This is a genomic window from Aquipluma nitroreducens (assembly GCF_009689585.1).
Taxonomy (GTDB): domain Bacteria; phylum Bacteroidota; class Bacteroidia; order Bacteroidales; family Prolixibacteraceae; genus Aquipluma; species Aquipluma nitroreducens.
Genome location: NZ_AP018694.1, coordinates 483,359 through 508,383, shown reverse-complemented (window position 1 = coordinate 508,383; position 25,025 = coordinate 483,359). Strand labels below are relative to the sequence as shown.

The window sequence follows — 25,025 nt, the reverse complement described above, 5'->3', positions numbered from 1 at the left end:
AATTATATAACAACAAAAATTAAAAATCATGGAACAACAGAAAACACGCATGAGCATGGACCAGATTCCGTTTGACAAGCTCGAAAAAGTAGGTATTAAATCCGATCTGATTAAACAAATGGAAAAACAGGAAATGACCGATTTTCTGAACGGGTTCCGTTCAGAAAAACTCTACACCGTCAATGCAAAGATCAATGGAGAGGATTACCGGATTCCGGCCAAAATCCGTTTGCAAAGTAAAGAGGACGGATCGGTAGACATTAAAGTACATCCGATCCAGCGGTTAAATGTGCCGGATGAGTACATGGGGCATAAGTTTTCCAAGGAAGAAAAGGGAGCTTTGCTCAATGACAAAAACCTGGGCAAAACGGTGGAACTGACCGGAAGAGATGGAAAAAAGGACAATTACTACCTGAGCATTGATTCCAAGACGAATGAGCTCATTCCATTGCGTTCAAGTTATATTCAGGTGCCGGAGAAGATCAAAGGAGCAAACCTTTCTTCCGAGCAAAAAGAGAAACTGGCAGCGGGTGAAAAAGTAACCGTGGACGGAATGACTGGCAAGAATGACAAGAAGTTTTCAGCCACGCTTCAGGTGGATGCAGCTAACCGGAACATCGGGTTCTCTCAATTCAAGCAGGAGAAATCTGAAGACTTAAAAATCGATGCCAAACAATCCGAAAAACAAGGGGCTAAACAGAAAGTCCATTGATTCAATAACAGGTCTCGTTTTCAAAACCGGAAGGGGAAATTCTGAAGTGCAGGTTTCCCTTTCTTTTTATATTAAAACCTTTTAATTGCCTTAGCTTATAATTAATTAAATTTTTGTTTTGTAGATAGTATTTTATATCTTAATTTTATTGTTGAATAAGCTAAATAATGAAAAAGGTGAAAAAACGATTATTAATTTCAGGCTTTCTGGTTGTTGTCCTGTTGGGGTTTAATCATGTCCTAAGTTCAACCTTAACACAAGACCGATCCCATCGGATTAAGAAACAAGCGTTTACTGAAAATACCTCTGATACCTTGCAGATATGTTCGTTTAACAATCAGTTTGTGGGTTCCTTTAAGAATAAAAAAAATGAATTGTTATCCCAGGTTTTGAAAAAGTTTGATGTGGTTGTCGTGCAGGAATTGGTGGCGCCTCCTGTGGATGGGGCATATCCGGATGGATCAGCTTATTTTGCGGATCCCGAAGCCAAAGGTTTTGTGGATGCTATGCTTGGGAAAGGATTTAAATATGTTCTCTCTACCGAAGATACAGGTACCGGAGAAAGGATTCACAGCAATGGTACGTCAACGGAATGGTGGATTTGTTTTTATAAGCCGGGAAAGATAGAATTGGCTCCAGATCTCCCCAATGGATTTCTGGCTGAAGACCGGTCCAAGAATCCGGATTTTGATCGGGTTCCTTATGCCTTTTCCTTAAGGTCTAAAAACCGAAGTTTGGATTTTGTACTGATTCCTGTGCATCTCAGACCTGGTGAAAAATCAGGGGACAGCCCCAGACGGGCCCACGAATTACAGAGTATCGCCAGGTGGATTGAAAATCATAGTCAGAAGGAGAAGGATTTTATTATTCTCGGAGACATGAATATCTACAATAAAGATGAATTGGTCGCTGTGACACCCGTAAATTTCAAATCACTGAATTTTGAATGTAAAAATACAACTACCCTGCAGCCCAATGAAATTAAAGGGAAACCTTACGATCACATCATGATCAATCGCACTTTTACATGGAACGAGGTAGATCACAATCTGGGCTTCAAAGTGATAAACCTGATTCAAGCCTGTAAGCCGCTATGGGATGAAAATACCCCGTACCCGGGTGAACCTTACGTCCATGATGAATTTCGTCAGCATTTCTCCGACCATAACCCGGTATATTTTCAGATGATCGGGACCAAAGACGATGATTAGCCTAATGGATTTTTATAGATGTTAGCGATGAACTTGCAATGACCATGCGCTAACCGGCCAATGTAAAAATCAATTATTAAAGAATTTCGATTTCTTTGCGAATTCAGATAAATCGGGGATGGTGCCACCTTTTGGCAAATGAACGACGGAATCTGTTTTTTGCGAAACAGCATCATCAAACAAAACCAGGTTGAACTCTTTGGAATAAATAGCGATTAAAAAGGATTTCTCTTTGGTGGTGAAAAAATGTTGATCAGCTTTCCGGATTACTTCCGCAAGCCCTTGGTTTGAACTCTTTTCGCTTTCTTTTAATGCGATTAGATATTTCTCATAGGTAAGTTGGGTTAAATCATCTTTGTAAATCCCGGAGAGAAGCAGATTCCCTTTTAATTTGTTGTTAGAGGAACCTAAATCAAAGATGAAATCATCCGGCTTTTGATACCGGGTCTGAGCCTGTAAAACACTACCCGAAAAGGCCAGCATCATAAAACAAATAAGTAAAAATCGAGTCATAATTATTAATTATTTTGCCAAAATCTTGGTGTTACGTTTAAGTCATCATGAGCAAGTAGTCTACCCGTGTCTAAATTGATGGAAGGGATGTCTTCTTCTGTTAATTCCGGACCATCTTCATAAACATAGGCATAGGCCTTTTGAGCCAATGGAATAAATGTTTGAAAATACCGGGGAACACAATGATCGAAAAAACTGATTTGATCAACATTTAAAAAGTTGGAATCACGATCTTTAGGTTTTCCCAATAAAATAGCCCGATCCCGGTTAATATCTGCCCTGTTTTTAAAGAAAAAGGTGTTCGCTTCAAGAACCCTGTAGAATTTGGGATGTTCCCCTTCCGCAACTTCAAATAACCGGTGCAGGCCATTAATCCATTCAAGAATCGTTTTGGAAGAATGTCTTTCATGATATACCTGTTCGATCAGTTCACTAAATAGCGTGACAATAACGGCAGATTCCTTGTAATCTTTAATATTAGACAATTCATCATGAAGGTTGGTGTAGTTGAGCTCAAGCGTATAGCCTGTTTCTTTAGTGAAATCTTCCATAAAAAGAACATCCAACTGCATTTCCAGACAACGGTGCTCTGCCTTGTTTTCAGCATAATTCCCGACTTTATCTCGGACAAACGGATGAATTATTCCATCTGCAACTACGTGGGAGATATAGCCCATAAAGAACGAAAACATATAAAAATGGGCCATTTCTTCCATGTTGCCATTTCTGGACTTTAGCTCCTGTAATGCTCGTAATGGGATTTGATTGGTCTTTTTATAATGGAATTTATCTGCAAGTTCACTTTCGTCACTGAAAAAATAATGGTCTGCAACACTTGCGTAAGGTAGGTCTGGGCCAACAGCTCCAACCAGAAGGAAATCTGAACCGGCAGCAAAAATATTCTTAAGCCGGGTCTCGGGTAAATTATCCTGTAACTTTTTAGTTAAAAGGATATGAGTTAATCCACTTGCCATGCTTATAGCTTAAATAAATTTGGTTAATAGCTTCAGGATTATTCCGCCAAACTTTTCCGAGTTTTCCATTATCCGATTTACCTGAATGTTTTTTCCCTCGGCTGAACGTACAATCTTTACCAACTCTTCAAAATTTTTGGCATCGGTAGCCGCCGGAAATAATTCGGTAATTTCCTTCGGGGTGAGTGAGGTAATTGAGGCAATCCGTGTGGACAGAATTTCATTGGTTTCTTCAGCAGCTATTTTGGCTGCCTCCTTTGCATCTTTTTCAAATTGGTCCCAGTCTGACATGTGAGTAATTATTTAGTAGTGGTATTTATTTTTTTCTTGAATTCTTCCATTTTAGATAGAAATGAATTAACCTTTTCTGTTTTATCTTCTGCGTTTTCTCCAACTTTTACCAGGTCTTTGACCAGTTGATCCGTTGTGTCTATAGCTTCATTTATTTTCTGATCTGTAACACCCAACATCTCAAGATACCTGGATCTGTTTTCTTCGACCTTCACCGCCGATTGTAAGAAGCTGGTAAGAGCATTGTTGATACTTCTTGCGGAGTTATATTCATTCCGGATTTTTTGTTCGATTTCTTTTTCGAGATCATTCAATGGCTGTAATAGTTTCTGTCTTTGCTCATTGATCTGATTTAACAGGACAGGTCCAACAATGGTGATAAATTTAAGCCGGTCCTCTTTATTTCCGCTGCTGACAATTTCATTCCATTTATTTTCCACGGAAGGTTTAGAAAAATACTGTTCACTATACACAGGAATCCATTCCTCTACAATGAACTCTTCGACTGTATTTCTTTTTTGCTCAAAGAAGTTGTGCAAAAGCTGGACGTGTGATTGCTCAATATTCGTTAATTTATATCCCAGTTCTTCAGATAAGCTGGCAGACTGTTTGGGGATCGTAGCGCAACCGGTGAGAAATATTCCCAATATGACAAAAGCAAACAGATGAAAAATTTTCATGGGAGCATAGTTTAAAGTTAATGGCTTTGAGCTTAAGGCTACTTCATGAAAGAGGCAGCTGCTTCCGGTAATTTATTCTCTGCTTAAAGTTACAACAATTATTTATCAATAATCCAAATTATTTTAGTAAAAATGACATCCGGTAGTTATAAATCAAACGCCCGTTACGACTTTTATTTCTACCAATATTGTTTTTTTTTGGAATTTATATAAAATCCTTCCCCTGATTGGTGTAGCAAAACGAGTCATTTTAATCGATATAATATTTTTACTTCATCATTCTAATTGATTGATATTGAGCTGTTTTGTGTTTTGTGGTTGAAATTGTAAATACTATCTTAGTTCGGATAAATCTTAATCAAAGTGGGGAATGCAAGATGTGTTTTTGTATGCACAAAAACCTTCTCACCTTGTCTGGCAGGAGCCAACCCACATTCCCCTCAGTTATGAATGATTCCCCTCTTTGAACCGTTGAAACAGGAACAGAAAACAAACCATGCGACCCAAATTGCCAGATACCGATAAGCGAAATGCCAAGCTCATTATCCGGGTTTCCAGGGATGAGAAGATCAGGTTACAAAGCCTGACCAAAAGGGGGAAATATGGCTGCATGAGTGATCTGATCCGGTCCAAGGTTTTTAATGAGTCAAACCGAAAAGTCATTTCATTAGACGAGGAAGCCAACGCCCAACTAAAAAGCCTGGATTTTGAGCTAAACAAAATTGGAGTCAACCTGAACCAGCTCTCTAAGCGCATGAATTCTTTTGCAGGTTACAATGTCGGGGACAATGACCGGCAATTGCTCCGTCAGGCTTTTGATATGATGCGAAACTGCCTGATTATGCTCCAGAAATTGCTGCACTAATTTACCAGTTCTCGCCAATCTCAAAGTGTAAATCAATGGTTATCAAAATTCATCAGGCTTGCAGTACGAAAAACGCTTTGTTTTACAATGAGCGGAAGGTCGTTCAGCACAAAGCTACTTTTTATCACAGCCGGAATACTTCGGAAATCAATCCTTTCCTGGGCGATAAGAATGCCCGTCACCGGATTTTCAAAGAGATTGAAGATCGCAACACTCGGGTACAAAAGCCAGGATTGCATATATCCGTTAATCCGACTGTCAGTGATTTGGTTCGTTTGGGTGATGCTGGGATTAGAACTGAAATTGATAACCTGATGAAGCATCTGGGTTATGGGAACCAGCCTTACCTGGTGTATAAACATGCCGATCTGGAACGGGTGCATTTTCATATTGTATCTACCCGTATCAATTGTGAAACCGGAAAGAAAATCAAAGACAACTTCGAGAAGGAAAAGACACAAAGGTTCATTAAAAACTTGGAACAAAAATATCAGTTGACGAAAGATGATAATCCGGAGAAACTAAACTTCAGATTCTCGAATTCAAGCAAAGACCTGAAGCAAAATCTGGAGAATCTTTTTGGGCAATTGAACCGAATGGAGTTTATCACTTCCAAAGAAATGTATGATCAGGCTTTGAGATTGTTCCAGGTAGAAGTTCGAAAAGCAGGAAGGGGTCATCTGGTTTTTGTAACAGACGAGAATGGAAATCCGATCCGGCACCCGGTTAAGATGTCGGACTTTCAGGAGCGACCGAAGTTTTATTTGCCTGAACAGCAGAATTTGGTCCAACATTCTAAGCAACATCTCAATCCGGATCAAACAGGACTGGGCACAGGAGTTTTGAAATCGTTGGTTTTAAAAGAATTGATCAGGCAGGTAAAAACTCAATTGGATGATGGATCAGGCTTCAGAAACAAAAGATATAAGCTGAAATCACAGAAAAACAGGACAAAGAGAAAGTTATAGAGGCGAAATTAGAGGTATAGAAAACTTCTCTTGAAAGCACAAGCGTGGTTTGCATAATGGAAAGTCTAGCCTCTAAATTTGTGATCAAAATTTCGGCAGCATTCGTACTTTGCTGCCAATTTATAGAAATTAATTACCGATATGTAGTTTTTGATTTGACCATAGTCCTAATATGACGTATTAGGCGAATAAGCTTGCTTCAGAATCAAGTGGAGTGTTGCAGTAGATTTTAAGAGAAATAATTTTCTTTTTGCGTTGGTAAAAATCTCAGGAAAAATAATGAACAATAATAATTAATTGAATCAGATGTTCTATATTTCCGGTTAAAATCAAAGAGTAATTAACGATAAAGGTTAACTTTGGTCTTCACGAAAAACAACCCTTTAGATTAGAATTTATCCAAAATATGACTACAAAAAAAATATCACTCTCTAAATTAAACACATTTTTAAAATTACAATGCGATAATCTACGGGCTGCCGGTCTGGATGCCTCTGAATATAAGGATTACATCATTGCTATGCTTTTTCTGAAACGAGTAAATGACCAGTTCGAAATTGGCCGTATTCAGCGCACCAGCAACTTATTGAAGGAGTATCCCGATTTGTCCCAGGAAGAAATAGAGGAAGAACTGGAAGAAGTAAAAGCCCCCGAATACGAGTTTTTTGTACCTAAAAAAGCACGTTGGAAAATTGACTATCAACCAACTCCCGAAGAAAAGCAAACCGAATTACGCCGGGAAGAAATACGAATTGAACTTCAATCTGACAAGCTCAGCAAGGAAGAAAAATTGGCTTTGGCCAATGAACTTATCGGTTTACCACTAACGGCTGCCTGGTATGGCATTTCAACCGTGTTGGAAAATGTGGGTGATGCGCTGAGTATTGCTCTCAATGCGTTGGAGGATGCCAATGCAGAAATTTTGCAGGGAATTTTGAGTACCACTAAGTTTAACGCGGTAAATACCAAAGGAGAGAAAGTACTTTCCGACGAAGTGCTTTCCCAAATGCTGAAAGACTTTAACCGCATGAAGCTGACCGACGATCAGTTTGAATTTCCAGATTTGCTCGGCGCTGCATACGAATTCCTGATTAAATACTTTGCCGAAAGTGCCGGGAAAAAAGGCGGCGAATTCTATACACCTTCGCCGGTGGTGCATTTAATGGGAAAAATTCTGCAACCGGCTATTGATGCTGAAATTTGCGATCCGACCATTGGTTCCGGAGGCTTGGCCATTAACATGCGTAACTATGTGGAGGCTCGATACGGAACGGCCAAACACCTGACCATTCATGGGCAGGAGCTGAAAGACGGCATCTACAAAATGTGCGTGATGAATATGATTTTTCACAACATCCGCAACGCCAACATTCAGCAAGGCGACACGATTCTCGATCCCAAACTGGTTGAAAACGGACAACTCCGGAAATACGATATCGTGGTGGCCAATCCGCCATTTTCGCAAAACTACACTACCGCTGGAATGCGATTCAAGGAGCGTTTTGTGAACTGGATGAGCCAGAAAAAACAAGCCGACTTTATGTTTGTGCAACACATGATTGCAACGCTGAAAGACAATGGACGCATGGCGGTGGTGATGCCTCATGGTGTGTTGTTTCGTGGTGGCGAAGAGCAACGGATGCGCAAACGGTTGATCGAACAAGGAATTCTGGAATGTATCATCGGTTTGCCACCAGCACTGTTTTTTGGCACTGGTATTCCGGCCTCGATCCTGATTGTAAACAAAGCCGGAGCTGCTGAACGCGATGGCGTGTTCTTTATCAATGCCGACCGCGAATACCGGGAAGGTAAAAACCAGAATACTTTGCGCCCCGAGGATATTGAAAAAATATCGTATGTATATACCCACAAAAAACCACTTCCGAAATATAGCCGTTTGGTGAAAAAGGCCGAACTCGAAGCCGAAGAGTTCAATTGCAACATCCGGCGGTATGTCGATAATGCTCCGGAACCCACTCCAAACGATGTACATGCACACCTGAAAGGCGGATTGCCCGACAGCGAAATCACTGCACTTGATAATGCTTTTGCCTGCTATAATGGATTGAAAGTACAGCTTTTTGATCCGCTGAAAGAAGGTTACCAGCAGTTTAGCGCGGCCATTGCTGCCAAAGAGGATATTAAAACAATTATTTACGGTTCTGAAGGATACGCGCAGGCACAAAAACGCTATGCCGATGCTATGCACGATTTTTGGCAAACCATTTTGCCATTGGTCGAAAACCTGCCGGTAGACAAAGATGTGTATCATTTTGTGCAAGGTTTAACCGAGGCTTTTGCCCTGAAAACGGCCGCAATCGAAGATCCTTTGCTCGACGAATTTCAAAGTCGCGGAGCATTTGCTCAGTATGTTGACGAGTTGGAAACCGATTTTAAATCGGTGGCAGCCAGCGAATGGAATGCCGAGCTGATTCCTGAAGAAGATATTCTGGAAAGCCAATTTCCTGAACTGTTGGCCGAATCGCGCGCCAAACAAGCCCGAAAGGAAGAACTGGAAGCGCTGTTTGCCGAAGTGGCCGAACTGGAAGAAACTGAATGGAACGAAACCGATTATGAAGTGATTCCGAAAGGCCGGATTACTGAAATTAAAGCAACCATTAAGCAACTGAACGGCCAGCGCAAGGAATTGGAGAATGATGTGAAAATTCTGGAGAAGCGGATTTCGGCCTACCGGAAGGATGGAAATACCGCCTCCATTACCAAACTACAGCAAGAAATAAAGCTAGTACAATTGCAAATTGTGCCATTGACACAAGCCATTGAAACTGCCGAAGCCGGAATACAACGTCATGTTGATTTGGAAAACGAAGTAAAAGCCTGCGCTTCATTGATACGTGCCATTGAACAGCGCAAGGAAGAATTGGTTGAGCAAGCCCGCGAGCAAATTACTCCGGAAGTGGCCAAACAATTAATCATGAACCGCTGGCAGTCCAAACTGCACAGCACCATTAACAGTTACCTTGAAGTGCATACCCGCCAACTGCAACAAGCCGTTGAAGAACTGCACGACAAATACACCGTTACCCTCACCGATATCCTGACCGAACGGGAAACTTTCACCAGCGAGTTAAATAAATTTTTGGAGGAGTTAGGATATGAGTGAATGGAAAGAAAAAACACTGAAAGATCTTGTTGAAGTTGATCCTGAACAATTACCATCTTCTACTGATGCTGATTTTTCATTCTTTTATATTGACATTAGCTCAGTTAGTTTGGGTAATGTTAGTTTTCCAATCCATTCAATTCAATATAAAGATGCACCTTCAAGAGCAAGGAAAATACTAAAGGACAATGATATTTTAATGTCCACTGTTAGACCAAACCTCAAAGCATTTGCTCAATTTAAGAAAAGAAGTAAATCAAATTTTATAGCATCAACTGGCTTTGCTGTTCTTCGATCAAGGCCAAATGTGGAAATAGGATTTATTTATCATTCACTTTTTTCAAATGAAGTTGAAACGCAAATTGAGGCATTAGTTGTAGGTTCAAACTATCCCGCAATTAACTCTGGCGATGTAAGAAATCTAAAAATCAATATCCCATTATTTCCCATCCAACAAAAAATTGCTCATATCCTCACCACTTGTGACACCGTTATCGAGCAAACCCAATCGGCCATAGCTAAAAACAAAGCCATTAAGCAAGGCATGTTGCACGACCTTTTTACCTGCGGCTTAGATACCAACGGGCACCTTCGCCCCAGCTACCATGATGCCCCGGAATTGTATAAAGAATCGGAATTGGGAATGATTCCGAAAGAATGGGAAGTGAAAAGGTTCGGAGATTTTGTACATTTAATTCACGGGTTCCAATTTAGAGATTATGATTTTACTGAAAATGGAATACCCATTGTAAAAATTGGTCAAATAAAGCCGGAGAATGTAGATTTATCTAACTGTTCTTTTATTTCAAAAAACCGCATTGATGAATTCAGATCCATTATAATTAGGAATGGGGACGTATTAATGGCTTTAACTGGCGCTACTCTGGGAAAAGCTTGTCAGGTAAAAAAACTGAAAAATGATGTCTTACAGAACTATCGTGTAGGAAGATTCGAACCAAAGAATTTAGATGAAATTCATAAAGGTTTCTTGTATTACACCCTCACAACACGGCAGTTCTTAAATCAAGTTTTTAGCAAAGTAAATGCTGGAGCACAAGGAAATATTGGAAAATCGGATTTTGAAAAACCATTATTTAAAATGCCAGATATAAATGAACAACGCAGAATATTTGATAGACTGGAATCATTGAATCACAAACTTGAATCAGAAGAAACCCTATTACAAAAATACCAATCGATCAAACGGGGATTGATGGGTGATTTGTTGGGAGGGAAGAAAGAAGTCTGTAATATAAGGCAATAAATATCAAACTAAATTTGAATAATATGTTTGGAAAAAAGAAACAAATGATCAATGCCATATTAGATACTGACATTGAAGTCCTTCTTAAGCAAACAGGTCAATATGAAGATTTAATAAATGAAAAATTGATCTGCAAATGTTGCGGCACAATTATCTCAATTGAAAATATTGGTATAATTATTCCTGTAAATGCTGGTGAAAAGATTTATTTGGAATTCTTCTGCGAAAGTGCTTTATGTCTCCAAAAATACAATTGTGAAAATGGGAAATGAATTTTACCAAGATGCAAAGAATGCTTTGGCCAATTTAGGTTTACCATTAGTTGGCATTGTTTTAATAATAATCGCACTATTTTTTACCGATAAGATAAAAATTTGGGTTGGTTGGATTCAATACGCTGGAGCTTATGTATTTCACAGCCTGAAAAAGGCGTCAATAAAAAATCGACTTGAAGGTTCTTGCAGCCGAGCATTAAGGCTGATAGGAAAAGAATTACCTGACTTTGAAATACCCGATTTGTCAATTGAATGGGTTCGAGGTAAAAACTTTGATACAAAGTTGAAAGAAGGAAAAGCAATTGTAAAGCTAAAATTCTCAAATGATCAAACTAGAAATGTTGTAAATGCAACTTCTGTCTATGTTCGAGATGCCTTTCTAAAACATGCAAAACCATATTTCAGTGAATCATTAAGAAAATCCATTGATTTTTCGATAACCAGGAAAATTCTACTTCACATTAATAAAAATCAAAGAAACGTAATCAGCTACTTCATTGACGAATACGCGAAAGACATTGAAACATTTAAAGATAAATGTACTCAAATTGAAGAAATCGACAATGCCGGATTTTTAACTAGGATTTTGATTAGAGAATTAGATTATTATGGCAATAAATTAACTGGAACTATTCCAAATATCGAAAATTTTAATGAAGCCGATTCCTTCTTAAGCTATTTATATGAAATTGCAAGAAGAGAAGCTGATGATAATACTCAATTACAATTTGTAGATAAAACACTTAAAGTTGGAGTCCTCCTCGTTGCCAAAAAGGAAACTTATTTGACTCATGGGTTAGAAGCATATTTAAGAAGAATAAGATTGGGATTGGCGAGGGGAATTAAAACATTTTACCTTCTTGCAAGAGAAGATAGAGTTGAAATTCTCGAGGATATAGCAAAGGAGTTATTAACTACAGGGAACTTCACTTTGATAAATAAACCTTTAGAATTTCTTGATAATCATGATAGAAGTGTAATATGCTATTGCATTAGAATCGACAAAGAAAGTTCAATGGCAATAGCTTATAACATTATTAATGAATCTATTGATTCTAAGCATCCGATTAAAGGTATTATTGTTAAAGTAAGGCACGATGAGTTAAAAGTTAATGTAGATGGAGTTGAAGGATTTGTTAGAAAGCACAATTTGAGTATCTCTCAGATTGACGAAATTGACAAGTATTTTAAAGACTCCATGCAAGTAGAATTGATTCCACTCGAAATAATTAAAGGTGGGTTAGTTGAATTTAGCATAAAAGGAACCAATAGTGACCCATATAAAATTGTAAGCTTAAATTTCAAAATAGGAAATACATTAAAGGCAAAAGTAAAGTACAGCGATGACGATTTTATAAAACTGGATTTAGATAATAACATTGAAGGGATTGCTTTCAGATCAGACTTGACTTTTAGCAGATATGTCTTTTTACACGAAAAATTTCCTGTAGATGAAGAATTCGAATTTATCATTAAAAATATTGATTTTGAAGATAATCGAATTCATCTTCAACATACTGAATTGCGTGATCCATGGAGTAGATTTATTGGCACAAAAGGGTCACCTGTTGATTTCACAATTTGCAAAAAGAACGAAAAAGCATGTTTTGGGGAAATAAAAGAAGGAATTGAAGCTATTCTGCCATACTCAGAATTGGCTTGGTTTGAGACTGAGATTAAGACCATAAAATCTTCAATAAAATTAAACCAAACAATTAAGGGCTTTATTAAGGAAATTAATAAAGAAAAGAGAGTTGTATATCTTTCCCTGTGCAATCCAAAAGAGAATCCATACATCGATTTTTTTAGGAAATATAGGAATAAGACCGTAAAATGTACTTTATCTCAGCAAAACTCATTTGGAGTTTTGGGTCTAATAGAAAATAAGTATAAATTATTTATTCCAAACGGAGAACTATCAAGAGGAGGTTCAAAATACAACTTTAAATTTAATGTTGAGACTGATGTTGCAATAAAAGAAATAAATGAAAGACTAGACTCAATTATTGGAAGCTTTAAGCCATTAGTTGCTTATCCTTTGCAAGCATTCACCGAATCATATAAAGAAGGACAAGTTCTGAAAACTTTGAATAGGAAAAGTTCATTCAACGAAGGGGTAGCATTTGAAATAAAAGATAATGGTAAAATATATGAAGCAATTTTATTTAGGGGTGAGATAAGTGATATCTGTTATGTTGAATCATGTAAAGATTTATTTAATAGTATTAGTAATCTTCCCCTTATTATCAAGAAAATTGATTTAGAACGAAATAAAATACTGTTGTCACTCAAGGAGTTTGTATTAAATAGCAAAGCCACACATAATGATCTAAGTTACTCAGATAGTTATAAATCAATTGTTTTAGGAAAAACACAAAACAATTATGCTGTCTTATTACAAGACATTTGGGTTGAAGGTATCTTGGAGACTACACGATCATATAAAACTGGAGATATTGTTATTGTACGGCCATCTAAATTATCTGGTGATCCTATATTTTTAACTGAAAATGAATAATATCTAAAAATAGATATATCAATGGCAGAATACACCAATGTTGAAAAACCATTGCTGGAATAACTCCGGTACATTGGCAGGTTATTGAATAGGCGCTAGGTCATAAGTTGAAAAATAAAGGGTGATTTGTTGGAAAGGATAAGAACTTAAAAAAATGGAAAAGTTAAAATTAATTGAAACAAAAACCAGACAATTACCTGAAGATGAAGAATTCATCTGGCGATATTTTGATATACACAAATTTTTAAATTTGATCTATCTAACGCGTTTTAAATTTACACGGATGGATCAATTCGAAGATCCATTAGAGGGAATACCATTTGAAATTTTACAAAGATATTTCACTATTGGAGATAAGAGCATGAGTCTAGGTCAATTAATCCTCGACGAAAGTCAGTTGGTAGGTGGAAAAAGGATAGCCGGACGCATTGATAAAATTCATCGGATTCAATTCAATACTTTTGTATCTTGCTGGTTTAGTGAAAAAAGAGAGTCTATGGCGATGTGGAATTTGTATTCAAATCCAGATGGTGTGGCAATAAAGATACCGTTTGGCCATTTGAAAAATTTCTTATATCCTGAGATAGATAAACTAAACCTTGTCGAATATTACTGTGGAAAAGTCAGTTATCAAGATTTTGCTGATAAAGATCCATATCCTGAAGATTCAATTTCCAGAATAAAAAGATTTGCATTAAGAAAAGATATAAGCTATTCCCATGAAAAGGAAATCCGATTTGTTGTTAAATCAAAGAATCTTGATCGTCAAACAATTAGATTAAATTCAAAGCCTATTGATCTAAAAGAGCTAGAGATGAAAGTTGTATGTCATCCCAGAATGGATGATTGGAAAAAGACGAATGTAAAAAGAATATTACGATCAGCAAGCCTTTATAAATGCTTTTCGGAATCTGAAATTAAACTACGATTTTAAAATGAACTATTCAGCGCAGGAACTTTTTGAAATTCTCAACGACCAAGACGAATGTCCATGGATTGAAGCTAAAGGAGGAAGTGACAGTTCACACTCGGTAATGGAAACGGTCTGTGCCTTTGCCAACGAACCGGGTTTGGATGGTGGCTATATCCTTATGGGAGTTGCGTTGGATACAACGGTCTTGTTTCCGCAATACAAAATCAAGGGTGTTAATGACCCGGATAAATTCCAGCGTGATTTTGCAACACAATGTGCCGGAATGTTTAATCTGCCTATTCGTCCCGAAGTTACAGTAGAAAAAATACATGAAAAGAATGTAATCAAGATATGGATCAACGAGCTTCCTGCCCGTCAAAAACCAGCATATTTTAGAGCCGATGGTTTGCCAATTGGTGCACTCCGGCGCATTGGCTCAACCGACCAGCATTGTACCGATGACGACATGCATGTTTTCTATCAGGATACCACCAGTTACGACCAAACTCCGGTAACAGGCATTACCATGGCCGATGTTGATGAGAATGCGATTAAAAGATACCGTGTTCTTCGCGAAAAAGTAAATCCATCAGCAGAAGAACTGACCTATGATGATGCCGAATTATTACAGGCATTGGGCTGCATTAACCGAGAAAAGCCGAATGAATTGAATGTTGCCGGGTTGTTACTGTTTGGTAAAAGTATCACACAACGTTCAACGTTTCCAATGCTGCGTGTCGATTACATCCGGGTTCCTGGCAATCAATGGGTTTCCGATCCCGACGACCGTTTTACAACCATCGACATGCGAGGCCCGTTATTGTTGGTTCTTTACCGCTTGATTGATGCCATCAATGCCGACCTTCCCAAAGGGTTTCTGTTACCTGACAACGATCTTCAGGCAGAGTCATCCGGATTACCATTAAAGGCGCTTCGCGAAGCTATTGTAAATGCGTTGATGCACCGTTCGTACCGGGAGCACCGGCCAACACAGGTAATCCGCTATAACAATCGTATCGACATCATTAATCCAGGGTTCTCGCTTAAATCGGAAGAAAAGTTAGGCCAGCCGGGTAGCGAAACACGCAATCCATTTATTGCAGCCGTATTTCACGATACCAATCTGGCAGAAACCAAAGGTTCCGGAATAAGGGCAATGCGCCGGTTAATGCAGGCCGCCCATCTGGTACCGCCTACCTTTGAATCGAGCCGGGAACACAACGAATTTACAGCTCGGTTACTGCTACATCATTTTCTCGATGAAAAAGACCTGGACTGGTTGCAACAATTTGAACCCCTCAATTTGACTGATCCGCAAAAACAAGCTTTGATTTTTGTTCGGGAAGTCGGGGCAATCGACAATCAAACTTATCGGCAAATGGCTGATTGTGATACATTAAAAGCCAGTACCGACCTTAGGATGTTAAAATCGCATAACTTATTTGCATCAAAAGGGAAGGGCAAAGCGACCTATTATATTTCCGGACCTGGTCTTAATACAGAAGCTACTGATGGTCTTAGTACAGAACCTACAGTTGTTCTTAGTACACAACCTCCAAAAATAAGTGCACCACCTCATGATCTTAAGGATGAATCTGATATTACTGATATTGAGATCAATACAGAATTAAGTACACCACCTCTTAATTTAAGTACACCACCTCATGATTTAAGTACACCACCTCCATCAATACTTATTGATGAATCTTTACAAAAGGAAATAGATATCTTAAATCGAAGAGAACATGATTCGGATAAAATAAAAGGTATTATCAAGGAAATCTGCAAAGATAGGTATCTAAGTGCCAGACAAATAAGTGGAATATTAAATAAAGGCGAGGACTATATAAAGAGAAAGTACCTGAGTGAAATGATAAAAAGCAAAGACCTGGTTTATTTACATGCTGAGATGATAAACCATCCGGAACAGGCGTATAAAACAAATGAAAACTGAATGATTATTAGTGATGAACCTTAACAAACAGGTATTGAACAATCACCGAAAATCTAGAATATTGAACTCTTGAAATAACTAATCATGGTAGGGTATACCAATGTTGAAAAACCGTTTCTGGAAATATTTAGTCAGGATTTTCTCACAGCATACACAAACATTTTGCGGACACTGTCCGCAAAATTAAAAGAGGTTGAACGATCACAGTAAGTTTAATATATTGAACTTTTGAAATAACTAAACCATGGCAGAATACACCAATGTTGAAAAACCGTTTCTGGAAAAACTTCGTCAGGCACACTGGGAGGTTATCGACCAGGGACAAGGCATTCCGGTTGATCCGGCAAAATCGCTTCGAAGTTCGTTTGGCGAAGTGGCCTTGAAAGCAGAGTTTATGCGTTCGGTTGGTGCGTTAAATTTGTGGGCTACACCAAAACAGTTGGAATATTGTTACGAGCGTATTTCGCTGCAAGGAAACAAAAAGCTACTGGAAGCCAACAAAGATGTATTCCGTATGCTCCGTAAGGGTATTACACTGCCTGACAAAAACATCCTGACCGGCGAAGAAAATCCTACCGTTATGCTGGTAGATTTTGAGATTGGACATACCGACCGCAATAGTTTTATTGCAATGAATCAGTTCCGGGTCGATACTCCAACCACAGCCAAGTCGTTCATCATCCCCGATATCGTATGCTTTGTAAACGGAATGCCATGGATTGTCATTGAATGTAAAGATTTGTACACTGCGGAACCGCTGAGCGATGCCTTTACCCAAATACGTCGATACAGCAACCAGCGCGACGATGATTATTACGCCATTGACGAAGGGAAAGAATCGTTGTTTTATACCAACCTTTTCAATGTAATCACTCATGGAACAGAAGCCCGTTTCGGTGCCATTCGTTCCGAATTCGATTACTACAACAACTGGATAGACATCTTTCCCGAAAAATACAAAACGGTGGAGACCGAAAACGGAGGAAAGCATCAGGAAGTGATTATCCTGGGTATGTTTAACCACGAAATACTGTTAGACATCTTTCACAATTTCACCATTTACATGGAAGCCAAACCCGGACTTGAAGTGAAAGTGATTTGTCGGTATCAGCAATACCGGGCAGTAGGTAAAATGATTGAAGGTCTGCAAAATGGAGAATCTTTTCAGGATCGGAGCGGTGTGGTCTGGCACACGCAGGGAAGCGGAAAAAGCCTGACGATGGTGTTTCTAATCAAGAAAATGCGTGATACTTTCCAATTGAAAGATTACAAAATACTGATGGTAGTTGATCGGATTGACCTCGAAAGTCAACTGGAAGAAACGGCACATTTGGCTGGTGAAAAAGTATGGACTGTTTCCAAAAAATCGGGACGGGCAGCTCATGGCCGCGATGAAAAAGTATTGGCAGAACTGGGCGATGATACTGCCGATCTTAATATTGTAATGGTTCATAAATTTGGGATCAATCAGGATATGTCAGCGGATGCACTGTTTCGCTTAGGCGTTGTTCCTCGGTATGAAACCTTCGACGAATTAAGTAAAAGCGAAAAAGTTCTTATTCTGGTTGACGAAGCACACCGGTCGCAAAACGGAGACATGAGCAACAACCTGTTTATGGCTTTCCCAAGAGCTACACGAATCGGATTTACCGGCACTCCACTCATAACACCCCGTCACAAAGTTACTACAGCAGAGCGTTTCTATCAAAAAAACGGGGAATACATCGATACATACAAAATGAACGATGCTGTTGCGGACCGCGCTACAGTTGACATCAAATACATTGGCAAAAGTACTTCAGACGAAATTTCAGATAAGGAAGTGTTCGATCTGGAATATGAAGAAATATTTAAGCACCGAACCGAAGAAGAACGACAGGAAATACAACGCCGTTATGGTGGAATGATTGAATACCTGGAAAGTATGAACCGGGTGAAACCCATTGCCCGTGACATCATGGTACATTATGTATCAGAAATCCTGAGCAATGGTTTTAAGGCAATGGTAGTTGCATCTTCAATAACTGCGGTGGTGCGATATAAAGTAGAACTGGAACGGTTGATTCCCGAATTTCTTGCAGCAGAGCAGGCAAAAACGGATGAAGAACGGAATGAAGACCTGATCAGACGTCTTCAAATACTAAAAGTGAGGGCAGTTGTGTCTATGCAGTCAAACAATGAACCGGCTATTATTACCCAAGTTCGCAGAGAAGGATTTGGTAAGGGCATCACCGATTCGTTCAAAAAGGATTTCAATACAGTGGATAACGGAAAATCGGATACCGGAATTGGTATACTGTGTGTTTGCGACCGCTTGCTTACTGGATTTGATGCACCAATCGCCCAGGTGTTGTACATGGACAAAAACTTGCGTGAACATGATTTACTGCAAGCCATTGCTAGGGTAAATCGTACGAAAAAAGGGAAAACACATGGTTTGGTGGTCGATTATTTTGGAATCACAAAAAATCTGAATCGTGCTCTGGGCATTTATACAGATGCAGATGCAGAAGAATGTAAAGCTGAATTGGTGGAATTTGGTGAATACTTTAAAGACATCAACAAAGAAATTCCGGAGCTCGAATTAAGATACAGAAAGATCGTACAATTTTTTGAGGCGAATAAGATATCGGAAATGGATGCCTTCCTGCGACAAACGATAACCAATCCATGGGATGAGTTTAAGATTGTTGAAGAGGTTATTGAAATGGCCGGAAACCTGAAGCTGCGTGCTGAATTTGATACCCTGATCAAGAATTACTTCGACCGGCTGGACTTGCTCTTTAATGCGCCAACTGTTCAGCGCGAACATTGGGTTCCGGCAAAACGAATCGGTTATTTGATGTGGCGAATTCGCTATCATTACAAAGATGACACACTTGATTTGCGATGGGCCAGTGCTAAAGTCCGTCACCTGATTGACAAGTACCTGGTTCATATTGGCATCACTGAGAGGGTGGAAGAAGTTTCAATTCTCTCCGAAGATTTTCCGCTAAAAATAGACAGTCTTTATAGAGGCAGTAAATCAAAAGCCTCGGCCATGGAACATGCCATTCGTCAACAAATAAAAGTTAAGCTCGAAAACAACGATCCTGCATTGTATCGTCATTTTAAAGACAGATTGGATAATATCCTAAACACCTATCAGGGAAACTGGGATATGATGATAGTAGAACTAGAACAACTGAGGAAAGAGGCCTCAATGGGACGAAAAGAGGACTATCGAATATCCAGAATTCAGGCACCATTTATGGATTTAATGACCGAAGTGCTTGAAGAAGAAAAGACAGTGGAAATGGAGCAAAAAATAATTGATCTCACAGGTTTCATTTTCAAATACATTAAAGATGGACTTCAGATTGCGAACTTCTGGGAAAAAAATGATGAAAAGAAGAAAGTAGCTGGCCAAATCGAACAACGCATTCGTTTGAGTGGTATCCCTAGTTTGAAAAGTAAAAACAAAGACCTCGCGATGCAAATGATGATGTTGGCAAAAAATAATTATTCGGAAATATTAAACAGCTGACCGAATGAATCTGAACGGATTAGATATAAACGTGATACGCTCGTCGCGAAAGAAATCGATGCACATTGTAATTGAGCGCGATGGTACAGTAAGCGTTCAGGTTCCTGAAAATATTGAGGATGAACGGATTTTGTCGATTCTAAAATCAAAAGAATACGAAATACATAAGAAGCTGCTTTACTGGAAAGAGTTGAACAAAGAACAGATTGAACGTCAGTATGTTTCAGGCCAATCGTTTATGTATTTGGGTAAAAATTACAATTTGCATCTGGTAGAAGGGCAAAGGCGAAATTTGCTTTTCAAAGATGGAAAATTCCTGTTAAGTGATAAGGCGATTTCTCCAAGAGAGGCATTTGTGAAATTCTATAAGAAACAGGCCAAACTGAAGATCGAAGAACGTTTATTACTATATCAGAATACAGTCAATAAAATGCCTGGTAAAGTTGAGATTCGTGAACTTCCTACACGCTGGGCTTCCTGCACACCTGCCGGAAATATCTATTTCAACTGGAAATGTGTGATGGCTCCAATGGTAGTTCTGGATTACCTGATTATTCATGAACTGGTTCATCTGGAGCATCCAAATCATTCACGTGCATTTTGGGATAAAGTTTCGACCATTTGCCCGAATTATCAGCAGCAGGAAACCTGGTTAAAACGTAACGGGGTAAGAATGACAATCTAAAAAGAAAACTCATCATGTTTGACGACGAAAACGATGAAATAGACCCCAAAGAACTCCCTATCTATAAAAAGGGAGTGGAAATCTTTGAAGTGGTTGACCAGATTTGTCAACTGATTGATGATGACGATCAATATCTCTGTCATATCAAAGGCATTATGCTCGAAGATGCAATGTTGCTCACTGTGAAAGTTGCAGGCGCCGAAGGAGGGCAATTATATGACATCCGGATGGAGTGCGCTGCCATAATCCGAAAGGCTGCCCGTGAATTGATGGTTCAGAATCACTCGCTCGAAATGTTTGGTTTTGAGCATGTGGAATATTTTCAAATAATCAGGGATTTACTGGAGGAATATCGGTTGTTGTTTATCGATTGGGTCGCCGGATTTGAAAAGTGGGATTATATCATTGATCGCTGGGGACTTTTTAATCCTCCGAGCATTGGGCCGTTTGATCACGATCCGGATGATGATGTTCCCTTTAATGGATTCGATGAGAATTAAATATGTGATTATCCACGAACTGTGTCACCTGGTTCACCACGACCATACCCAAAAACTTATCGACCTTCAAACCAAAGAAATGCTTGATTGGGAAAAATGGAAGATGAAATTGGAGAGGTTGTTGTATAGTTGAAAATCCTATGATTCTTCCAAGTAGTAGATTTTATAAAATTTCTGCCCTTTTTCATCCACGCCTTGCTCGATTAGCTCTCGATTACCATGCACATAGATGTGAAAATTCTGGTCCAACTTGATTACACTCTTGAAGGCCCGTGTCTGTTTTTTTACGGCTGAGTCAGAAATGGTAAAATTGTCATTAATTGTGATTTCCCGTTCCCTCTGAAAAGCTTCTGTGTAATTTTTAAAACTTACAATTACATCAGGCTTTTCCATTATTTCGTTGGCAAAATCCTGTAAATTAAAACTATCATTGTCCTTAAAAAATTGGACGGAACGGTTTAATATATCTGCCTGATCTGCTTTGGACAATTCGAATTGTTGTGGTAACTCTTTTGTGACAAAATTTTTGCAAAGTGAAAGGATATTATGCGTATCATGGTATTCATCCTGCCGTGGTCTGACATGCAGAAAATCATCAATCCAATAGCGCGCCTCAGCTCCCCTATTTGTGTTATCGATAACGGCCACAACATAGCCTTTTTCGCGCTCTGTATTGAAAATTAAACATCCTTTATCCAGTTTATTAATATTGACGCCCATTTCACTCTCGATATTAAACCCACCTTCTGAAGGATAAACCTTTAAAAAAGTATCTTTATTTTCAGATTTAAACAGCCCAACTGCGTCCACCGTTTTTCCGTCCAAAATGCAATCCTGAAAATAGACCGTGTAAAATTCTCCGCCTTTAATCTTAGGATGTAAACTTTGTTCATAAAGGTGTTTGGCCAAATTTACCGATTGGTTATACAAAGAGTCAGGATGGTCAAATATTTGATTGGCATATACAAAAACCTCGTTTAGCCCAAGATCACTTTCGTGGAAGAAATTGTGATATTCATTAGATTTAAACGGGGTAATAAAATACGATGATAATAGAGACCTGACTTCGTTAATAAGGTATAGCTCAGAATTAGATATCTTTACGCCTTCGGCATTCAATTTATTCCCTACTTGATGTAAGGCAATTGATTTTATGGCTATGTATTCCGTGTAAAGCATTTTTTGTTCAATATTAAGGAATAGTAATGTTAAGATTATGGATTATATAAACAAACAACAGCTATAAATAGCACTAATGTTGAAAGGGACCAAATCCAAACATAGTTTTTAACCCTGCAGTTTATATATTTTAAATTCTCCTTAAAGTCATGGTCTTTGTTTAAAATTCTTTCAATATCACTTTTATCAAGTAAATCCAAATATCGGTTTTTCATATTAAGGTAAAAATCTTTATATCGTTTTTTTTGTTTCTTTATCTCGCCCAACCGAAAAAACATTATTATTAAAGATATCAACAAAAATCCAATAGATAGGTAAGTCACCCCTTTTGAGAAGCCTCCGGTTAAATCTCCTTTTGAAACAACTTTAAGAACAAGAACCGAAGCGAAAAATGAAACAAAAGTGAACAAACTTCTTTTAAAATCATTTATAAAATCTTCCACTATTTTATCTGCCTTATTTTGAATTTCTATTAGTTGATCAGATATCTTGTTTCTTATTTCTATGTATTGTTTTATATTTTCTTTTTGATAGATTTTAAACCCAGATTGAATTGCATGAAAGGTAGTTTCTGGAATTTTTAGGTCATTTTGATCAACATTGAGCGAAATTATATTTCTTGCCAAACCTATCTTATCAATGATGCTACCTCCTTCATAAACCCAATCGTATATTTTGAAATAATAGTCAAAAGAAGGGATGTCAATAGAAGATAACTTAAAATTTTTAAATATAGTTTTATACCCGTTTAATTTAAAATCTATATTATCTGTCTCAATATTAACGATATCAAAGAGAAATATAACTGAATAGATTGTAGATATCAGTTTAAATAAATTATCAAGATTAGAATTTCCTGATTCCTTTATCGGATAAAAATCTTCAGGAATAAAGTCATATTTTGGTAGTAGGTTACAATTACATACAGTTCTAATTTGGCTATTCCTCTCTAATCTTTTGGCTGATAAGTTTTGTTGTTTGAACCCTTTTTGAGCCGAAATGATTATACTATTAGTAATTAACTCATCTGTTATCGATTTATCTTGTAGTTCAAAAAATAAAATCTCTCCATTTTTTAAGTTCTTTTTTATTACAGAAAGAAAAAAAACAACAGACAAGGATTTCAGATATTCAATAAATTGATCAAAATAATAAACCGAGATTATTTGGGTTTGAGTTTCCTTTACTACAGTTAGTTTGATTTCAATCGGAATTTGCCGATTATATTTTTTTGAATATTTTGAAACGAATTCATCAAATGAATTATTCCCACTGGTTGAAAAATTTTCAAGGATTTCGTCATCCTGACGGATCGAAATATGTAATATGTCTCTGTCGTTAAGATTTTTGAGATTTACTGCAAAATCACTTGCGTTAGGGAATAGACAATCTTGGCTGGTAATAATAATCTCAACCTGATCATATTCTTCTTTAATCTTCCGTATATCGACTTTAGAAGAACAAAATAGACTTATAATATTTTGTAATATTGAACTCATTCATTTCTCAGTTTTTGTGCAAAATTATATCCTTTTTCGCTTTGAATCATGATATATTTCCCATCTTCATCTTCATAGGGTTTAAATGTTTTCCTCAAATTTGCAACATCATGTTTCATAACTAGTTCAATTTCTTCAGAAAGCACCAGCGTCTTTTCAGTTTTCTTACTGATGACAGAAGGAACTTTCTCAAACCTAACATCAAAGCCGTATTTTTGAGGTAATTTATTACATTTTTCTTTAAGTGATTCAATTGCGATATCATTGTTAAATGGAACATAATTTCCTATTATTTCATCTCTATAGTGATTTAAATTAAATTCGCCAGTCGCTCTGAAATATGCAATGGAAGCATTCCACAAATGAATATAATCAGATTCATATTTTTTCTTTAGCGGGTTCAGTATATCACTTTGAATTGCATTGAATGCAGTCTCCATATTTTCAATATCTCCGCGAATTACAGATAACTCTAAAAATTCCTTCCACCAATATTTAGATACTTTCGCATTCATGTCATAAGTGACCATTTTTGAGACATTGCCTCTGCTTACATTGGCAACAAAAGCTTTGAATATTTTCTTTTTTAAGGGTAATCCACTTTTTATTTGCCCAGTAATCTCCTCTATAAAAGTATCATAATCAGCTTTTGAGATAATTATCTTATTTTCGGTTGCAGTCATTTGGACATAAGAAACTATAAGCATTCCTTTCTGAATATCATGGAGGTGTCCATATCTTTCTTGAGCCACAGTTTCCTCTTGTAGCAATCTACTTGCTAAAAGGCTACAATAATTATCGTAGTTATCTCCCTGAATTATATCATCTAAAATAGATTTGATTGTTGTTGAGCCTTCCTCATACTTATACAACCGATCACCTTCTTCCTCTGTAACTTTTTCTAACAAATCCATAATATAGTTATCCAGATTATCGTGTTCTTGGAATTGCTCTTGTGCTGCGGACTGTGTATCAACATCAATTTTATACAAGCGATTAAATATTATTTCCATAAGTAGATTGATTAGTTGTTGACAGTGTTTTTATTAAGACTCCTAATTTATCAAAATAAACTTAAATTTAAGTTATAAACTTACAATTATTTTACAACTCAAATTAGTTTTATTGATAGCCATAACAAGATTGGTAGTCTCATTTATAGCGACTAGCATTTTTAAAGTTAGACCATGGATATTTAACCGAAGTTTCTATTACACTCAAATTTCCGACAAAGTTATTGATCGCTTCGCGGAACGGTAAAGGGGAACTCGCTTTTCGTGGCTCGTTTCCTTTGGATGCGTTCAGTTTCATGGATTGGCCATTTCTGGCATGAAACTGACATGCACCCCATTGACCTGATCCGTGACAGCTCAA

The 25,025-nt window shown here is 37.8% G+C and carries 21 protein-coding genes; 14 read left to right on the top strand and 7 right to left on the bottom strand.

Annotated elements, in window-relative coordinates:
• Positions 1-28 precede the first annotated feature (28 nt).
• Positions 29-712, top strand: a complete 684-nt coding sequence (locus AQPE_RS02085) for a DUF3945 domain-containing protein (protein ID WP_318349386.1) — start codon at positions 29-31, stop codon at positions 710-712.
• Between the two features lie 167 nt (positions 713-879).
• A complete protein-coding gene (locus AQPE_RS02080; protein WP_318349385.1) occupies positions 880-1,923 on the top strand; it encodes an exonuclease/endonuclease/phosphatase family protein in 1,044 nt (347 codons plus the stop codon).
• Between the two features lie 69 nt (positions 1,924-1,992).
• On the opposite strand, the gene AQPE_RS02075 is transcribed toward AQPE_RS02080, so the two are convergent.
• From AQPE_RS02075 to AQPE_RS02060, 4 genes are read right to left on the bottom strand one after another with little or no spacing between them, the layout of a single operon-like run.
• Positions 1,993-2,436, bottom strand: coding sequence for a hypothetical protein (locus tag AQPE_RS02075; protein WP_318349384.1), 444 nt, complete (start codon positions 2,434-2,436; stop codon positions 1,993-1,995).
• A 5-nt stretch (positions 2,437-2,441) separates the two neighbouring features.
• Positions 2,442-3,410: a zinc dependent phospholipase C family protein gene (locus AQPE_RS02070; RefSeq protein WP_318349383.1), complete on the bottom strand. Its 969-nt coding sequence runs from the start codon at positions 3,408-3,410 to the stop codon at positions 2,442-2,444.
• Positions 3,411-3,419: 9 nt separating this feature from the next.
• On the bottom strand, positions 3,420-3,701 hold the full coding sequence (locus AQPE_RS02065; protein WP_318349382.1) for a hypothetical protein: 282 nt from the start codon (positions 3,699-3,701) through the stop codon (positions 3,420-3,422).
• An 8-nt stretch (positions 3,702-3,709) separates the two neighbouring features.
• Positions 3,710-4,381 (bottom strand): hypothetical protein, encoded by a 672-nt coding sequence (locus AQPE_RS02060; RefSeq protein ID WP_318349381.1) that lies wholly within the window; start codon positions 4,379-4,381, stop codon positions 3,710-3,712.
• A gap of 496 nt (positions 4,382-4,877) precedes the next feature.
• Here AQPE_RS02060 and AQPE_RS02055 point away from each other — a divergent pair, with 496 nt between their 5' ends.
• The 12 genes from AQPE_RS02055 to AQPE_RS02000 all read left to right on the top strand — a co-directional run bounded on the left by AQPE_RS02055 (position 4,878) and on the right by AQPE_RS02000 (position 21,106).
• Entirely contained in the window at positions 4,878-5,246 is a 369-nt protein-coding gene (locus AQPE_RS02055; protein WP_318349380.1) for a plasmid mobilization protein, read from the top strand.
• 35 nt (positions 5,247-5,281) lie between these two features.
• Positions 5,282-6,214, top strand: a complete 933-nt coding sequence (locus AQPE_RS02050; RefSeq protein ID WP_318349379.1) for a relaxase/mobilization nuclease domain-containing protein — start codon at positions 5,282-5,284, stop codon at positions 6,212-6,214.
• Positions 6,215-6,620: 406 nt separating this feature from the next.
• On the top strand, positions 6,621-9,338 hold the full coding sequence (locus tag AQPE_RS02045) for an N-6 DNA methylase (protein WP_318349378.1): 2,718 nt from the start codon (positions 6,621-6,623) through the stop codon (positions 9,336-9,338).
• Complete coding sequence (locus AQPE_RS02040; RefSeq protein ID WP_318349377.1) at positions 9,331-10,602, top strand: restriction endonuclease subunit S; 1,272 nt, start codon at positions 9,331-9,333, stop codon at positions 10,600-10,602. Before AQPE_RS02045 ends, AQPE_RS02040 begins: the two co-directional genes overlap by 8 nt.
• A gap of 23 nt (positions 10,603-10,625) precedes the next feature.
• Positions 10,626-10,874 carry a hypothetical protein gene (locus tag AQPE_RS02035; RefSeq protein ID WP_318349376.1) on the top strand — a complete coding sequence of 83 codons (249 nt, stop codon included), beginning with the start codon at positions 10,626-10,628 and terminating at the stop codon, positions 10,872-10,874.
• On the top strand, positions 10,864-13,395 hold the full coding sequence (locus tag AQPE_RS02030) for a hypothetical protein (protein WP_318349375.1): 2,532 nt from the start codon (positions 10,864-10,866) through the stop codon (positions 13,393-13,395). Before AQPE_RS02035 ends, AQPE_RS02030 begins: the two co-directional genes overlap by 11 nt.
• A 154-nt stretch (positions 13,396-13,549) precedes the next feature.
• Positions 13,550-14,329 carry a DUF2971 domain-containing protein gene (locus AQPE_RS02025; RefSeq protein ID WP_318349374.1) on the top strand — a complete coding sequence of 260 codons (780 nt, stop codon included), beginning with the start codon at positions 13,550-13,552 and terminating at the stop codon, positions 14,327-14,329.
• 1 nt (position 14,330) lies between these two features.
• Entirely contained in the window at positions 14,331-16,262 is a 1,932-nt protein-coding gene (locus AQPE_RS02020; RefSeq protein WP_318349373.1) for an ATP-binding protein, read from the top strand.
• A 244-nt stretch (positions 16,263-16,506) separates the two neighbouring features.
• The gene (locus AQPE_RS02015) at positions 16,507-19,788 is read left to right on the top strand and encodes a type I restriction endonuclease subunit R (protein ID WP_318349372.1); all 3,282 of its coding nucleotides are present in this window, start codon (positions 16,507-16,509) and stop codon (positions 19,786-19,788) included.
• A gap of 4 nt (positions 19,789-19,792) precedes the next feature.
• Complete coding sequence (locus tag AQPE_RS02010) at positions 19,793-20,473, top strand: M48 family metallopeptidase (protein WP_318349371.1); 681 nt, start codon at positions 19,793-19,795, stop codon at positions 20,471-20,473.
• A gap of 14 nt (positions 20,474-20,487) precedes the next feature.
• Entirely contained in the window at positions 20,488-20,973 is a 486-nt protein-coding gene (locus AQPE_RS02005; RefSeq protein ID WP_318349370.1) for a hypothetical protein, read from the top strand.
• A complete protein-coding gene (locus AQPE_RS02000; RefSeq protein WP_318349369.1) occupies positions 20,963-21,106 on the top strand; it encodes a YgjP-like metallopeptidase domain-containing protein in 144 nt (47 codons plus the stop codon). Before AQPE_RS02005 ends, AQPE_RS02000 begins: the two co-directional genes overlap by 11 nt.
• Before the next feature lie 5 nt (positions 21,107-21,111).
• Here the strand turns inward: AQPE_RS02000 and AQPE_RS01995 are convergent, their stop codons facing one another.
• Genes AQPE_RS01995 through AQPE_RS01985 form a run of 3 tightly spaced genes read right to left on the bottom strand, consistent with a single transcriptional unit; the run spans position 21,112 to position 24,664 of the window.
• Complete coding sequence (locus tag AQPE_RS01995; RefSeq protein ID WP_318349368.1) at positions 21,112-22,152, bottom strand: nucleoid-associated protein; 1,041 nt, start codon at positions 22,150-22,152, stop codon at positions 21,112-21,114.
• A gap of 35 nt (positions 22,153-22,187) precedes the next feature.
• On the bottom strand, positions 22,188-23,651 hold the full coding sequence (locus AQPE_RS01990; RefSeq protein WP_318349367.1) for a hypothetical protein: 1,464 nt from the start codon (positions 23,649-23,651) through the stop codon (positions 22,188-22,190).
• Entirely contained in the window at positions 23,648-24,664 is a 1,017-nt protein-coding gene (locus AQPE_RS01985) for a hypothetical protein (RefSeq protein ID WP_318349366.1), read from the bottom strand. Before AQPE_RS01985 ends, AQPE_RS01990 begins: the two co-directional genes overlap by 4 nt.
• Positions 24,665-25,025: the final 361 nt, after the last annotated feature.

Coding starts and splice junctions, on each gene's coding strand:
- AQPE_RS02085 (WP_318349386.1), top strand. CDS start 29: ATGGAACAACAGAAAACACGCATGAGCATGGACCAGATTCCGTTTGAC.
- AQPE_RS02080 (WP_318349385.1), top strand. CDS start 880: ATGAAAAAGGTGAAAAAACGATTATTAATTTCAGGCTTTCTGGTTGTT.
- AQPE_RS02075 (WP_318349384.1), bottom strand. CDS start 2,436: ATGACTCGATTTTTACTTATTTGTTTTATGATGCTGGCCTTTTCGGGT.
- AQPE_RS02070 (WP_318349383.1), bottom strand. CDS start 3,410: ATGGCAAGTGGATTAACTCATATCCTTTTAACTAAAAAGTTACAGGAT.
- AQPE_RS02065 (WP_318349382.1), bottom strand. CDS start 3,701: ATGTCAGACTGGGACCAATTTGAAAAAGATGCAAAGGAGGCAGCCAAA.
- AQPE_RS02060 (WP_318349381.1), bottom strand. CDS start 4,381: ATGAAAATTTTTCATCTGTTTGCTTTTGTCATATTGGGAATATTTCTC.
- AQPE_RS02055 (WP_318349380.1), top strand. CDS start 4,878: ATGCGACCCAAATTGCCAGATACCGATAAGCGAAATGCCAAGCTCATT.
- AQPE_RS02050 (WP_318349379.1), top strand. CDS start 5,282: ATGGTTATCAAAATTCATCAGGCTTGCAGTACGAAAAACGCTTTGTTT.
- AQPE_RS02045 (WP_318349378.1), top strand. CDS start 6,621: ATGACTACAAAAAAAATATCACTCTCTAAATTAAACACATTTTTAAAA.
- AQPE_RS02040 (WP_318349377.1), top strand. CDS start 9,331: ATGAGTGAATGGAAAGAAAAAACACTGAAAGATCTTGTTGAAGTTGAT.
- AQPE_RS02035 (WP_318349376.1), top strand. CDS start 10,626: ATGTTTGGAAAAAAGAAACAAATGATCAATGCCATATTAGATACTGAC.
- AQPE_RS02030 (WP_318349375.1), top strand. CDS start 10,864: ATGGGAAATGAATTTTACCAAGATGCAAAGAATGCTTTGGCCAATTTA.
- AQPE_RS02025 (WP_318349374.1), top strand. CDS start 13,550: ATGGAAAAGTTAAAATTAATTGAAACAAAAACCAGACAATTACCTGAA.
- AQPE_RS02020 (WP_318349373.1), top strand. CDS start 14,331: ATGAACTATTCAGCGCAGGAACTTTTTGAAATTCTCAACGACCAAGAC.
- AQPE_RS02015 (WP_318349372.1), top strand. CDS start 16,507: ATGGCAGAATACACCAATGTTGAAAAACCGTTTCTGGAAAAACTTCGT.
- AQPE_RS02010 (WP_318349371.1), top strand. CDS start 19,793: ATGAATCTGAACGGATTAGATATAAACGTGATACGCTCGTCGCGAAAG.
- AQPE_RS02005 (WP_318349370.1), top strand. CDS start 20,488: ATGTTTGACGACGAAAACGATGAAATAGACCCCAAAGAACTCCCTATC.
- AQPE_RS02000 (WP_318349369.1), top strand. CDS start 20,963: ATGAGAATTAAATATGTGATTATCCACGAACTGTGTCACCTGGTTCAC.
- AQPE_RS01995 (WP_318349368.1), bottom strand. CDS start 22,152: ATGCTTTACACGGAATACATAGCCATAAAATCAATTGCCTTACATCAA.
- AQPE_RS01990 (WP_318349367.1), bottom strand. CDS start 23,651: ATGAGTTCAATATTACAAAATATTATAAGTCTATTTTGTTCTTCTAAA.
- AQPE_RS01985 (WP_318349366.1), bottom strand. CDS start 24,664: ATGGAAATAATATTTAATCGCTTGTATAAAATTGATGTTGATACACAG.